Raw genomic sequence first — 12,262 nt, forward strand, 5'->3', positions numbered from 1 at the left:
CCCCGCGAGGTCGCCGCTGTCAGGACTGGCCGTTGACGGCGACCACGTCGACGACGAACACGAGCGTCTCGTTCGGTTCGATCACGCCGCCGGCGCCCGCCGAACCGTAGCCGAGCTCGGGCGGGATGACCAAGAGGCGCCGGTCGCCGACCTGCGCGCCCATCAAGCCGTCGTTCCAGCCCTGGATGACCGGCGCCGACCCCAGCGGGGACACCTCGAACGGCGCCGAGCCCCGGTCCCACGAGGCGTCGAACTGCGCACCGGTGGACCAGGAGAAGCCCGCGTACTGCACCGCCACCGCGTCCCCGGCGCCGGCCTCGGCGCCGGATCCTTCGACGACGTCGGCCGAGAACAACTCTGCCGGCGGCTCGCAATCGGGGACGCCCACCTCGGGCTTCGCCGAGGTGTCGGTCGAGACCGACACCTCGCAGCCCGCACTGATCTCCACCACTTCAGACTCCTGTCCACTTCCCGCGCCGGTGCTCTCGTCGTCACCGGCGCCGCAGCCGGCCAGCAGCGCCGCGCTGGCGCACGCCGCGACCGACAGCTTCACGAATCGGCTCAATGCCACCGCAGGAACCTACCACCCGAGCCGCGATCGCCGCTCCGAGCGGGCCTATCCTGGACCGGGCCGGCACACGTGGGGAGCGCAGACGATGAGCGAAGGCAACGCCGCGGCCGAGACCAGGGCCCGCAGGCGGCAGGCCGTCGAGGTGACCGACCGCCTGCGCGAGTTGACCGTCCAACTGTCCCTGCTCAACCACCAGGTCTCCCGGGCGATCAAGCTCCAGGACGTCGACCTGGACTGCCTGGACATCATCGCCCGCGCCGGTCCGCTCACCCCGAGCTCCCTGGCGCGCCAGACCGGACTGCACCCGGCGACGATGACCGGAGTGCTCGACCGGCTCGAGAAGGCCGGCTGGGTCCGGCGCGAGAAGGTCCCGGCCGACCGGCGGGCGGTACACGTGACGTTCGTGCCCGACCGGGTCGGCGAGATCTTGGACCTGTACCGGCCGATGCTCGGCGCGGTCGGGGCGATCTGCGAGGACTTCACCGACGCCGAACTGGCGGCCATCGCCGCCTTCGTGCACCGCACGACCGAGGCCGGGCGCGAGGCGACCGCCGAGCTGTCCGGCGACTAGTTCGCGACGCCGAGCACGCGCCGGCTCGTCTCGGGCCGCTCCAGGGCGGCGAGCATGGCCTCGGCGAGGTCGGCCCGCGAGATCCTCCAGCCGTTGCGCGGCTGGTGTCCGATCGCGGTGCGGTAGGCGCCGGTGCGGGGGCCGTCGGTCAGCTGCGGCGGACGCACGATCGTCCAATCCAGACCCGAATCCTGTACGAGGTCCTCCATCGCGGCCAGGTCGGCGTAGTGCTCGCGCAGCACGCGTTTGAGCACGGTGGCGGCCCGGCGCAGCCAGAACCCGTCGCCGGGGTCGTGCCGGGGCTTGCCGGGGCGCGCGGCGGTCGGGACGGTGCCGATCGGCGCGGCCGAGAGCACGACCAGGCGCCCGGTCCCGGCCGCCCGCATCGCCTCGATGAGGGCCGCGGTGCCGCGCTCGGCCACGCCCGCCTCGGTTCTCGAGGTCGCCCCGAGCGCGGAGACGACCGCGTCGGCGCCGGTGACGGCTTCGGCGAGCGCTCCCGAGTCGGGGCGGGCGAGGTCGGCCTTGACGGCGCGGACGCCGGCGTCGAGCTTGTGGGGACTGCGGGCGACGGCGGTGACGTCGTGCCCGGCCTCCAGGGCCTGGCCGAGGACGTGACGGCCGGTCGCGCCGGTCGCGGCGATGACGGTGAGCTGCACAGGGGGTCTCCTCGCACCAGATAATACGAGAATCATAACATCTGTGGCTCGCATCAACGGCGGCGTGGACGGGCCGCCTCGACCGCCGTCGGCTGGGACCTCGACCTCGACCGGCTCATGCGCACCACCGCCACCTGCCTGGCCGCGGTCACCATCACCGCCGCCAGCGCCCACCTCGCCGCGCGCCGCCGTGGCCGCCGCCGGCGCGCGGCCGCTACGCTGCAAGCGACCACCGAAGCGAGAACCGACGCACCCCCGCGATCCAAGGAGCGCCATGACCGCCGGGCCCGCCACCCGACCCGTCCACCCGCTGCGCCGCGCCCTGACCCTGTGGGGCGCCCTCATCGCCGCCATGTGGCTGGTGCTCATCGCCGACATGGTCGTGCCGGCCCACCTCACCCAGTACGGGATCGTCCCGCGCCAGGCCGAAGGGATCGTGCCCGGCTTCATCGCCGCGCCGTTCCTCCACGCCGGCACCGGCCACCTGGTAGCCAACATGGTCCCGCTCGCGGTCATGGGCACCATCGCCGCACTGCGCGACTGGAAGGCCTGCTGGATCGCCCTGGGCGTCGTCGTGATCGTGTCCGACCTCGGCGTCTGGCTCACCTCGCCGACCGGATCGGTCACCGTCGGCGCCTCCGGCGTCGTCTTCGGCCTGTTCGGCTACCTGCTCGGCCGCGGCGTCTTCGTCCGCAGACTCGGCGACATCGCCATCAGCGTGCTCGTGATCCTCGTCTACGGCTCCATGGTGTGGGGCATCTTCCCCGCGGGGCCGCACATCTCCTGGCAGGGGCACCTGTTCGGGTTCATCGGCGGCCTGGCCGCCGCCTTCGCCCTCAGCCGGCGCACCCGCCGGTCCCGCCCGCACCTCGCATAGGACCAGGACATGGCCCGCCATTGGGTTTCGCCTACAATCAGCGCGGCGAAGGCACCGTCGTCATCCTCCACCGCGGCAAGAGAGCCGCCACCCTCCGCGGCGCCCGAGTGGCGGCCTTCCTCGCCGAGAGCGCCGCGGGCGAGCCCCAGACGGTCATGGCACGCTGGAGCGGCGCCTACAAGTTCGGCAACGAACGCACCGCCCGCTCCCGTCCCAGAAACCGGTAGGGGAGCGGCCACCGCCCAGACACCCGGTCACTCCTGGTTCTCGGGCCCGACGATGTCCACCATCCAGGCGATTCCGAACCGGTCCACGCACGAACCGAACTCATCGCCCCACATCTGCCGCTCCAACGGCATCGTCACCGTCGCGCCCGCCGAGAGCCCCTCCCAGTAGCCGCGCAGCTCGTCCCCGTCGTCGCCGCTGATGCTGATCCCGATGTTCGTCCCCGGGGTGAACTCCATCCCCGGCGGAGTGTCCGAGGCCATGAGCGTGAACCCCGCGCGCGTCTCCAACTGCGCGTGCATGACCTTCTCCCGATTCGGAGAGTCGTCGCCCATCTCGCCGAACGTGCTGATCGTCAACTCCCCGCCCAGCACATCGCGATAGAACTCCATCGCCGCACGCGCATCGCCGTCGAAATTCAGATACGGATTCAGAACCGACCCCATCGCTCGCTCCTTCGCACGAATCGTGGCCTTCAACCGCCATCCTGCCAGCGCGATCGAACGTCGGCGGCCGATTCGCCGACCCGTCGCTAGCCGGCGACGGTGAGCACGATCTTCCCGGTCGCGTGCCCCGCCGCCACCGCCAGGTGCGCCTTCGCGACCTGCTCGAGCGGGTACGTCTCGGACACGTGCACCCGCAGCTTCCCTTCGGCCACCAGCCGCGAGAGCGCCCGCAGGCCGCCCAGGTCCGGCTCGACGAGCATGAACCGCGTCGCGATCCCGCGCGCGAGCGCTTCGGGAAAGACCGCGCCCGCGTTCGACAGGTGCAGCTCGGCCAGCACACCGCCGTCGCGCAGCACCGACACCGACCGCTCCGCGTAGTCGCCGGGCACCGTGTTGAGCACCACGTCCACGTCCGAGACCGCCTCGGCGAAGTCGACCGCCGTGTAGTCGATGACCTCGTCGGCGCCCAGGTCGCGCACGAACGCGTGCTTGGCCGCGCTGGCGGTCCCGATGACGCGCGCGCCGCGCGCCTTGGCGATCTGCACCGCCAGATGCCCGATCCCGCCGGCAGCCGCGTGGACGAGCACTGTCTGCCCCTGGCGCACACCGGCGGTGTCTACCAGCGCCTGCCAGGCGGTCAAACCCGTCAGCGGCATCGCCGCGGCCTCCACATGAGACAGCTCGGCCGGTTTGCGATCGAAGTGCCGGCTCGGCGCGGTCACGTATTCGGCGTGCGCGCCCGCCTGGTGCGGGAACCGGGGCATGCCGTAGACCGCGTCGCCGGGGGACAAGCGCGCCACACCCGTGCCGACCTGCTCGACGACGCCCGAGACGTCCCAGCCGAGCGTGAACGGCGGCTGCCCGATGTAGAGCCCGCGCTCGCGCGCCGCCGGATCGACCGGGTTGAGCCCGGCCGCGTGCACCCGCACCAGGACCTCGCCGTAGTACGGCTCAGGCCGCTCCGTCTCGACCAGTTGGAGGACCTCCGGGCCGCCGAGGACCGACTGGGTCACGGCACGCATCATCTTCGGCACGCGGAAGTCCTTACCTGAGCAGGGGTTACGGCTCGACGCCGGGAATCGGGGCGAAAGGAGCACCGCACTCCCCGCCACCTCCAGTATGTATATCACCGCAGGAGCACCGGCTCGAACCGGGTTGCGCCGATGGCCCGGGCCGTGCCGCAGAATAAGCCGCTCAAGACCGAAACCTACGGGAACTGGGGGCCACGACATGCGAGTACTGCTGTCGACGTTCGGGTCGCGCGGCGACGTCACACCGGTCATCGGGCTGGCGGCCGAGCTGCGGTCGCGCGGCGCCGAAGTGCGGGTGTGCGCGCCGCCGGACGCGGAGTTCACCCGCCTCGCAGCCGGCGTCGGCGCCGCGCATGTGCCGATCGGCCAGTCGGTGCGGGACATGCTGGCCCGCATCACCCCCGGGTCCAGGAAAGACGCGAGCCGGCTCGCGGCCGAGCTCGTGGCGATGCAGCTGGAGACGCGGACCGCCGCATCGGGATGCGACGCGCTCGTGGCGACCGGCCTCCTCCCGGCCGGCGCACGCGAAGTCGCCGAGCAGCTCGACATCCCCTACCGCTTCGCCGCCTTCGCCCCGGGCGTCCTGCCCTCCCCGAACCACCCGCCGCTCCCGCGGCCGGGCAAACCCTACCCGCCCGGCGCCGACAACCAGACGCTGTGGGACATCGACGCCCAGAACGCCAACGCGCTCTACGGCGAGGCGCTCAACGCCCACCGGGCCTCGGCCGGCCTGCCGCCGGTCGACAACGTCCGCGACCACGTCCTCACCGACCGGCCCTGGCTCGCCACCGACCCCGTCCTCGCCCCCTGGCCGGGGGCACCGGACCTCGACGTCGTACAGACCGGCGCCTGGTTCGCGCCCGACGAGCGCCCGCTCCCGGCCGAGCTCGATACGTTCCTCGACGCCGGCGAACCCCCCGTGTACGTCGGTTTCGGCAGCATGCCCCCACACGTCCTCCAGGGCACCGCCGAGGCCGCCATCGCCGCGGTCCGCGCCCACGGGCGCCGCGTCCTCCTCTCCGGCGGCTGGGCCGGCCTCGCCCTCGACGGCGAGGACTGCCTCACCGTCGGCGAGACCAACCACCGGGCCCTGTTCCCCCGCGTGGCCGCCGTCGTACACCACGGCGGCGCCGGCACCACCGCCACGGCCGCCCGCGCCGGCGCACCCCAAGTGCTCGCGCCGCAAATGGGGGACCAGCCGTACTGGGCCGGGCGCGTCACCGCCCTCGGCATCGGCGCCGCCATCGACGACCAGGGCCCGACCGCCGCCTCCCTCACCGCCGCACTCGCGACCGCCCTCGATCCCGCCACCCGCGCCCGCGCGAGCTCGGTGGCCGACCAAATCCGCACCGACGGGGCCGCCACGGCCGCGACGCTGCTCCTCGAACGGAGCCGATGACATGAGCACCCGCTCCAGCGCGTTCAACCTGCCCGACCACCTCGCCGCCAAAGCCGACCCGACACTCACCGCCCGCGACGAACAGCACTTCGCGGCCATCGCCGCAAGCCTCGAACAGTCCATCGCCGACCTGACCGACCGACTCGACGCCGCCCGCAAGACACCCGGCGGCACCGGCCAGGCCGCCCTCGACCGCGACCAGGAAATCCACCGGCTCACCGCCCGAGTGCGCACCCTGCGCCGCTTCGGCCTGGACCTGTGCCTCGGCAACATCGTCCACACCGACGACCCCGAACCAGTCTACATCGGACGACTCGGCCTCACCGACGACGACGGCCGCCGACTGCTCCTGGACTGGCGCTCCCCAGCGGCCGAACCGTTCTTCGGCGCCACCCACGCCAACCCCATGGGCCTGGCCAGCCGCCGCAGATACCGCTGGACCCGCGGCCGCATCACCGACTACTGGGACGAAGTCTTCACCCCCGACGCCCTCGAAGGACACGCCGCACTCGACGACCAATCCGCCTTCATCGCCAGCCTCGGCACCGGCCGATCCGACCAGATGCGCGACGTCCTCGGCACCATCCAAGCCGACCAAGACGCCATCATCCGCGCCTCATCGACCGGCGCACTCATCGTCGACGGCGGCCCCGGCACCGGCAAGACCGTCGTCGCACTCCACCGCACCGCCTACCTCCTCTACGCCGACCCCCGCCTCCGCCACCACCACGGCGGCGTCCTCTTCGTCGGCCCCCACCAGCCCTACCTCGCCTACGTCGCCGACGTCCTCCCGAGCCTGGGGGAGGAGGGCGTCCAAACCTGCACCCTGACCGACCTCACCCCCGAAGGCGCCACCGCGCCGGCCGAACCCGACCCCGACATCGCCCGCCTCAAAGCCTCCGCCGACATGGTCCGCGCCATCGAACCGGCCGTCAGACTCTACGAACGCCCACCCACCAAAGGCATGACCGTCGCCACCCACTGGTCCGACCTCTGGCTCAGCCCCGACGACTGGGCCGAGGCCTTCAACGCCGCAGAACCCGGCACACCCCACAACGAGGCACGCGACCAAGTCTGGGACGAACTGCTCGCCATCCTCATCGACAAACACGACACCGACGACGACATCTCCGAAGACCTCCTGCGCCGATCCCTCCACCAAGACCGCGAACTCGTCCACACCTTCAGCAGGGCATGGCCCCTGATCGAACCCACCGACCTCGTCGGCGACCTCTGGACCGTCCCCGCCTACCTCCACATGTGCGCCCCCTGGCTCGAACCCGACGAGGTCGCCGAACTCCAACGCGACGAGCCCCAAGCCTGGACCACGGCCGACCTGCCGCTGATCGACGCGGCACGCCGCCGACTCGGCGACCCCGAGACCGCGCGACGCCGCCGCCGACACGAGGCCGAAGCCGAAACCGTACGAACACGCATGGCCGACGTCGTCGACGACCTCCTCGCAGCCGAGTACGACAACGAAGGCGCGATGATCATGCTGCACGGACAAGACCTCCAAGACACCCTCGTCGACCACAACGCGCTGGCCGACACCGACCCGGACCTCCTCGCCGGCCCCTTCGCGCACATCGTCGTGGACGAGGCGCAAGAACTCACCGACGCCGAGTGGCAGATGCTGCTCGCCCGGTGCCCCTCCCGCAGCTTCACCATCGTGGGGGACCGCGCCCAAGCCAGGCACGGCTTCACCGAGCCCTGGCACGAACGGCTCGAACGCATCGGCCTCGACCAGATCACCCTCGCCACCCTCAACATCAACTACCGGACGCCGCAAGAAGTCATGGCCGAAGCCGAACAGGTCATCACAGCCGCGCTCGCTGACGCCAACGTGCCCACCTCCGTGCGCTGCACCGGCATCCCCGTCGTCCACGGCCCCGCTACGGACCTTGACGCGATCCTCGACGCCTGGCTCGCCCAACACACCGAAGGGACCGCCTGCGTCATCACCACCGAAGCCACCGCGACCCCCGCCAGGCCACGCGTCCGAACCCTCACCCCGGAGCTCGTCAAAGGGCTCGAGTTCGACCTGGTCGTCCTCATCGACCCCGAGACCTTCGGCGAGGGCATCGAAGGCACCGTCGACCGCTACGTCGCCATGACCCGAGCGACCCGGCAACTGGTCGTCCTCACCAGCCGATGACCACCGCGCGCCTTCGGCGACGGCGTCAGCGCACGGCCCGCTTGACCAGCTTGCTCACCGTCGCCTCAGCGGCCCCGCTCAACTCGGCCAGCGCGAACGAGGTCGGCCACAGGCCGCTGTCATCGTCGAGATTCGCCTCCGGGGTGAACCCGAACGACGAATACCGCTCCTTGTCGTCCCGACCGCTGCGGAAGAAGCACACCACCTTCCCCTTCCGGGCGTACGCCGGCTGGCCGTACCACAGCTTCGGCGCCAATTCCGGAGCGGCGTCGGTGACGATCGCATGCACACGCTCGGCCAGCGCCCGATCCGGCGCCGCCATCGCCGCGATCTTCTCCAGCACCGCCGCCTCATCAGCCGCCTGCTTCGAAGACCGCCCGCCGCGTGCCTCGGCCTTCAACTCATCGGCGCGCGCCTTCATCGCGGCGCGCTCCTGCGCGGAGAACCCCTCCTCCGCCGAGGAGTCCCGCCCCTTGCCGCTGCCCTTCGAAGTGCCGCTCATGCCGTGGTGCTCCTTGCCCGTAGCTGGAATGACTGTGCTTTCACGGTAATGGCGAGCCCACCACCGAGACTTCTCGATTCCTGACCGGGTCGACGGTTTTCGCGCCGCGCAGCTTCGACACGAGCAAGTGGGCCCGCGGCGAGGCCGCAGGCGTATCGGGGGACATGTTCGGCGGTAGAGTGAGACGGCATCCGACCACGAGGACAGGACCGCCGATGCCGACCGCCACGAGCGCCGACCCGTTTCTGCGGGCCGTCCGCGCCGACGGCCTTCCCCGCCGCGGCTGGCCCTACGACCTCCCGGCCGTGCGCGCCCTCGCCGCCGGCGACGGGCTCGACCTCGACGCGCCCGTGGTGATGCTCTGCGGCGACAATGGGACCGGCAAGTCGACCATCGTCGAAGCCCTCGCGGTCGCACTCGACATCAACGCCGAAGGCGGCTCGAAGCACTTCCGGTTCGCCACCCGCGCCACCGAGGCCCCGCTCGCCGACCACCTCATCGTCGTACGACGCGCCGGGAAGCGCCCCGCCGACACGTTCTTCCTCCGAGCCGAGTCGTTCTTCAACGTGGCCTCCGAAATCGAGCGCCTCAACGTCCTGGACTCCTACGGCGGCGTCTCCGCGCACGAACGCAGCCACGGCGAAGGCTTCCTCGACCTCGTCCACCACCGCTTCCGCCCCGGCGGGCTCTACCTCCTCGACGAACCCGAAGCGGCCCTGTCCGTCCACGGCTGCCTCGCACTGCTCGCCCGCATCGTCGAACTGACCGCCGCCGGAGCGCAGTTCATCGTCGCCACGCACTCGCCGATCCTCCTCGCCTGCCCCGACGCCCTCCTCTACGAAACCAGCGAGGACGGCATCGCACCGGCCGACTACGACGACACCGGGCCCGTGGCACTCACTCGCGGATTCCTCGCCGACCCGGCTCGCTACCTGCACCATCTCTTGGCAACCGACCGCGGCACCGACTAGCCGGGGGGCCGTCCAGGCGCGTCCCCTGTGCCGGGGGAGATGCGCGGGTGGGCCCGCTCGTGATGCCCGAACAGCGATCGCCGCGGCCGTCGTCTTCCTCGCCTCGTCGGCCTCCAACTACGTCAACGGCCATACCGTCAGCGCCATGGGTGGAATGCCGGCGCTCGGCCAGGAGCGCCGGCGGCGAGTCGAACGGCCGTCATTCCCACATCGCCGTTTCCGGGTCGACGCCGTTGGCCGCCGCGTTGGCGAACAGCACCTGTCGCAGCCACTGCGCCAGGCCGGGTGCGCGTCTGTCGTAGTGCGCCGCGAAGCCGGGGTCCTGGACGAACATACGGCCCATGCACACCTGCATCGCGTGCGTGCAGTCGAAATAGGTCGACATCATGGCCCGATGCCGTTCCGCGAGCGCGTTCGCCTCCGCCGACCCCGGAGCGACTCCGGAACGCTTCGCCGCCGCCAGATCCGCTTCCAGCGCGTCGGTCTCGGCCGCGACCTTCTCCCAGTCTGCGGGCGACAACGCGGCGGCTCGCTGGGCGTATTGCGCCCACTGGGCGGTCTGACCCCAGCGCTGCTCGGCCTCGTCGACCCACTCCGGCCGCCAGTCGCCTCCGAAGATCTCGACCTGCTGCTCAGGGCTGAGCCGCATCCCCGTCTTCGACGCCTCCAGCATCCGGTCCACCGCTCCCACCATCCGCCGCAACCGCTCGATCTGCTCCATCAGCTCGCTCCGCTGCCTGCGCAGGTGATCGTTCGCGTCGGTGCCCGGATCGTCGAGGATCATGCCGATCTGAGCGAGCGGAAAGCCCAGCTCCCGGTACACCAGCACCCGGTGGATGCGGGCCACGTCCTGGTCCGAGTAGACGCGGTACCCGGCCCTGGGGGGGGGGCTGGGCCGCACCAGGGCGATCGCGTCCCAGTGGTGCAGCGTCCGGACGCTCACGCCGACCAGGCCGGCGACCCGGCCCACCGTGAGGCCGTCCGCGGAGTCATCGTTGCCCGGCTCGAACCGGGCGGCGTCACCGGTCATCACATCAGTGTCGCCCACCCGGCCGAGCTCGTCGGCGGCACCGCCGTCACGGCTTCGGAATCCGGAAACCCGCCTCGCGAAGTTCGCCGGCGAGCTCGCTGTCGGGATCGATCGGCCGCGCCGCCGTCATCACCACCCGGGTGTTCTCCGGGGTGAGGACGGTCAGTTCGACCGAGTTCCACGGCATCTCGCGCGGCCCCTCGGTGCAGCCGGGGACCAGCTTCTCGCAGCGCTCCCGGACCTCCTCGATCTGACTGAGCACGCACGCGAAGTTGACGCTGAGCCCGGGGGCCTCGGCCGGCGGTGTCCCAGGCACCAGCAGCACGTCCTGGAACGCCCACCGCCGCAGATGGGTCACTTGGCCGGGAATGGTGAAGAGGTCGATGAATCCCAGGCCCTCGAGCCAGAAGTCGCGGGACGCCTCCAGATCGGCGGTGGGACTGAGCGTGAACATCGGCATGCCGTAGAACTGCCGGTAGACCTCCGGCGCCTTCGCGTCGAGAGCCGGCATCGGGACGGGACTGTGGTATTCGGTCATGCCCGAATCGTCGGCCCTCACGCCGCGTCAGGGTCAAGCCTGAAATGACCCGGCTCACAATGGTGGTGGTTCCCATGTCAGCTGTCCCGGGGGAGTGGCGGCGTGGCCCGTGGTTGCGGGCGCAGACCGGGCTGCCGGGGGACCATGCCGGTGCACTCACCATGCACTAGCTATCGCCGCCTGCACTTCGTCGCCCCGGGAGTGGCCGGATTCGAGGGCCTGGTTCAAGCCGACATTAGTTCTGACTGAAATTCCGTGATCGCGCTTAGCGCCTCGTCTCGTACCTGGTCAGGACCACCCCGCCGGGAAACGTCCGCGTCTCCACCAGGTTCAGGTTCACCCAGCTATCCAACGCGGTGAAGAACGGCGTGCCGCCGCCCACCAGGACCGGATGGGTGACGACCGTGTACTCATCGATCAGTCCGGCTCGCATGGCCGCCCCGGCGAGCGTTGCGCCACCAACTCTCATCGGCTCGCCGTCCTCGGCTTTGAGCCGGGTGATCTCCGCGACCGCGTCGCCGGTGACCAGGCGGGTGTTCCAGTCGACCTTCTCGATCACCGAAGAGAACACCACTTTCGGCGTGTCCCGCCAGTTCCGCGCGAACTCGACCTGCGCCGGGGTTGCATTGGGCTGCTGGTCGCCGGTCGGCCAGTAGGCGCTCATGGCCTCCCACAGCTTGCGTCCATACAGCAACAGGCCGATCGCCCGCTCCTGATCGAGCCACCACTGAAACAGCTCGTCGCTCGGCCCACTCCACCCGAGGTCGTCGCCGGGCGCGGCGACGTAGCCATCCAGTGTCAGGTTCATGCCGTAGGTCAGTTTCCGCATCATGACATCCCTTCCTGTCAGTCGGTCTCGAAAGCTAAGACCGGTTGCGCGCACGAAACTCACCGGTGCATGATCTGGATCATAGGTAGTCATCGCATTCGGTTCGCAGCGTCGCCTACTCGGCTGGCACCCGGACAACCCGCCTGGTCTCGACCTCGCCCTCCCACGGGAAGCAGCGCGCCACGCGAGCCCTGATGGATCGCAACGAACAGCTCCACCTTCCTTCGGATGCCCCCGGCCAAATGCGAACGGACACCCGGTATACCTCGCCCTACCTCCTTGCTGTCAGGCCCTCAGACACATAACTTGCGGGAACGGCACTTCTCGTGAGTTATGTACCGGGTCGAGACACGGCTGAATTTATAGTTTTTATTTATTAAAACCGGAAATTAAAAATGATAGGGTGTGAGCATGTCGAAAACAGCTACGTTGTGCAAGCGGTGCGGCAAGCCGAT

14 protein-coding genes are annotated in these 12,262 nt (G+C 70.5%); 6 read left to right on the forward strand and 8 right to left on the reverse strand.

Annotated features, from left to right (window positions below; translation table 11 throughout):
• Nucleotides 1-19 precede the first annotated feature (19 nt).
• Nucleotides 20-424, reverse strand: coding sequence for an FKBP-type peptidyl-prolyl cis-trans isomerase (locus ACYVK3_RS18450; protein ID WP_460498835.1), 405 nt, complete (start codon nucleotides 422-424; stop codon nucleotides 20-22).
• A 232-nt stretch (nucleotides 425-656) separates the two neighbouring features.
• Here ACYVK3_RS18450 and ACYVK3_RS18455 point away from each other — a divergent pair, with 232 nt between their 5' ends.
• Entirely contained in the window at nucleotides 657-1,142 is a 486-nt protein-coding gene (locus tag ACYVK3_RS18455) for a MarR family transcriptional regulator (protein ID WP_460498804.1), read from the forward strand.
• Here the strand turns inward: ACYVK3_RS18455 and ACYVK3_RS18460 are convergent.
• A complete protein-coding gene (locus ACYVK3_RS18460; protein WP_460498805.1) occupies nucleotides 1,139-1,801 on the reverse strand; it encodes an NAD(P)-dependent oxidoreductase in 663 nt (220 codons plus the stop codon). The two genes, ACYVK3_RS18455 and ACYVK3_RS18460, sit on opposite strands and share 4 nt — an antisense overlap.
• Before the next feature lie 274 nt (nucleotides 1,802-2,075).
• Here ACYVK3_RS18460 and ACYVK3_RS18465 point away from each other — a divergent pair, with 274 nt between their 5' ends.
• Both ACYVK3_RS18465 and ACYVK3_RS18470 read left to right on the forward strand, forming a co-directional pair.
• The gene (locus ACYVK3_RS18465) at nucleotides 2,076-2,678 is read left to right on the forward strand and encodes a rhomboid family intramembrane serine protease (protein WP_460498806.1); all 603 of its coding nucleotides are present in this window, start codon (nucleotides 2,076-2,078) and stop codon (nucleotides 2,676-2,678) included.
• A gap of 20 nt (nucleotides 2,679-2,698) precedes the next feature.
• The gene (locus ACYVK3_RS18470; RefSeq protein ID WP_460498807.1) at nucleotides 2,699-2,905 is read left to right on the forward strand and encodes a hypothetical protein; all 207 of its coding nucleotides are present in this window, start codon (nucleotides 2,699-2,701) and stop codon (nucleotides 2,903-2,905) included.
• A 27-nt stretch (nucleotides 2,906-2,932) separates the two neighbouring features.
• On the opposite strand, the gene ACYVK3_RS18475 is transcribed toward ACYVK3_RS18470, so the two are convergent.
• The gene (locus tag ACYVK3_RS18475) at nucleotides 2,933-3,349 is read right to left on the reverse strand and encodes a VOC family protein (protein ID WP_460498836.1); all 417 of its coding nucleotides are present in this window, start codon (nucleotides 3,347-3,349) and stop codon (nucleotides 2,933-2,935) included.
• A gap of 86 nt (nucleotides 3,350-3,435) precedes the next feature.
• Complete coding sequence (locus ACYVK3_RS18480) at nucleotides 3,436-4,374, reverse strand: NADP-dependent oxidoreductase (protein ID WP_460498837.1); 939 nt, start codon at nucleotides 4,372-4,374, stop codon at nucleotides 3,436-3,438.
• 205 nt (nucleotides 4,375-4,579) lie between these two features.
• Here ACYVK3_RS18480 and ACYVK3_RS18485 point away from each other — a divergent pair, with 205 nt between their 5' ends.
• Both ACYVK3_RS18485 and helR read left to right on the forward strand, forming a co-directional pair.
• Nucleotides 4,580-5,779, forward strand: coding sequence for a glycosyltransferase (locus ACYVK3_RS18485; protein WP_460498808.1), 1,200 nt, complete (start codon nucleotides 4,580-4,582; stop codon nucleotides 5,777-5,779).
• A gap of 1 nt (nucleotide 5,780) precedes the next feature.
• Nucleotides 5,781-7,937: a HelD family protein gene (helR, locus tag ACYVK3_RS18490; RefSeq protein ID WP_460498809.1), complete on the forward strand. Its 2,157-nt coding sequence runs from the start codon at nucleotides 5,781-5,783 to the stop codon at nucleotides 7,935-7,937.
• Nucleotides 7,938-7,962: 25 nt separating this feature from the next.
• Here the strand turns inward: helR and ACYVK3_RS18495 are convergent, their stop codons facing one another.
• On the reverse strand, nucleotides 7,963-8,439 hold the full coding sequence (locus ACYVK3_RS18495; RefSeq protein WP_460498810.1) for a DUF1801 domain-containing protein: 477 nt from the start codon (nucleotides 8,437-8,439) through the stop codon (nucleotides 7,963-7,965).
• 215 nt (nucleotides 8,440-8,654) lie between these two features.
• On the opposite strand from ACYVK3_RS18495, the gene ACYVK3_RS18500 reads away from it, so the two are divergent.
• Complete coding sequence (locus tag ACYVK3_RS18500) at nucleotides 8,655-9,410, forward strand: AAA family ATPase (RefSeq protein ID WP_460498811.1); 756 nt, start codon at nucleotides 8,655-8,657, stop codon at nucleotides 9,408-9,410.
• A 199-nt stretch (nucleotides 9,411-9,609) separates the two neighbouring features.
• Here ACYVK3_RS18500 and ACYVK3_RS18505 read toward each other — a convergent pair whose 3' ends face one another.
• The 3 genes from ACYVK3_RS18505 to ACYVK3_RS18515 form a co-directional block, all read right to left on the reverse strand.
• Complete coding sequence (locus ACYVK3_RS18505) at nucleotides 9,610-10,440, reverse strand: MerR family transcriptional regulator (RefSeq protein ID WP_460498812.1); 831 nt, start codon at nucleotides 10,438-10,440, stop codon at nucleotides 9,610-9,612.
• A gap of 46 nt (nucleotides 10,441-10,486) precedes the next feature.
• Nucleotides 10,487-10,978: a VOC family protein gene (locus ACYVK3_RS18510; protein ID WP_460498813.1), complete on the reverse strand. Its 492-nt coding sequence runs from the start codon at nucleotides 10,976-10,978 to the stop codon at nucleotides 10,487-10,489.
• 265 nt (nucleotides 10,979-11,243) lie between these two features.
• Nucleotides 11,244-11,807: a dihydrofolate reductase family protein gene (locus ACYVK3_RS18515; RefSeq protein ID WP_460498838.1), complete on the reverse strand. Its 564-nt coding sequence runs from the start codon at nucleotides 11,805-11,807 to the stop codon at nucleotides 11,244-11,246.
• Nucleotides 11,808-12,262: the final 455 nt, after the last annotated feature.

It is taken from the genome of Glycomyces tarimensis (assembly GCF_054776215.1).

Excerpts from the sequence above, each read along its gene's own strand:
- ACYVK3_RS18465 (WP_460498806.1), top strand. The coding sequence starts at position 2,076 with ATGACCGCCGGGCCCGCCACCCGACCCGTCCACCCGCTGCGCCGCGCC.
- ACYVK3_RS18510 (WP_460498813.1), bottom strand. The coding sequence starts at position 10,978 with ATGACCGAATACCACAGTCCCGTCCCGATGCCGGCTCTCGACGCGAAG.
- ACYVK3_RS18500 (WP_460498811.1), top strand. The coding sequence starts at position 8,655 with ATGCCGACCGCCACGAGCGCCGACCCGTTTCTGCGGGCCGTCCGCGCC.
- ACYVK3_RS18475 (WP_460498836.1), bottom strand. The coding sequence starts at position 3,349 with ATGGGGTCGGTTCTGAATCCGTATCTGAATTTCGACGGCGATGCGCGT.
- ACYVK3_RS18485 (WP_460498808.1), top strand. The coding sequence starts at position 4,580 with ATGCGAGTACTGCTGTCGACGTTCGGGTCGCGCGGCGACGTCACACCG.
- ACYVK3_RS18455 (WP_460498804.1), top strand. The coding sequence starts at position 657 with ATGAGCGAAGGCAACGCCGCGGCCGAGACCAGGGCCCGCAGGCGGCAG.
- ACYVK3_RS18505 (WP_460498812.1), bottom strand. The coding sequence starts at position 10,440 with ATGACCGGTGACGCCGCCCGGTTCGAGCCGGGCAACGATGACTCCGCG.
- helR (WP_460498809.1), top strand. The coding sequence starts at position 5,781 with ATGAGCACCCGCTCCAGCGCGTTCAACCTGCCCGACCACCTCGCCGCC.
- ACYVK3_RS18515 (WP_460498838.1), bottom strand. The coding sequence starts at position 11,807 with ATGCGGAAACTGACCTACGGCATGAACCTGACACTGGATGGCTACGTC.
- ACYVK3_RS18480 (WP_460498837.1), bottom strand. The coding sequence starts at position 4,374 with ATGATGCGTGCCGTGACCCAGTCGGTCCTCGGCGGCCCGGAGGTCCTC.
- ACYVK3_RS18495 (WP_460498810.1), bottom strand. The coding sequence starts at position 8,439 with ATGAGCGGCACTTCGAAGGGCAGCGGCAAGGGGCGGGACTCCTCGGCG.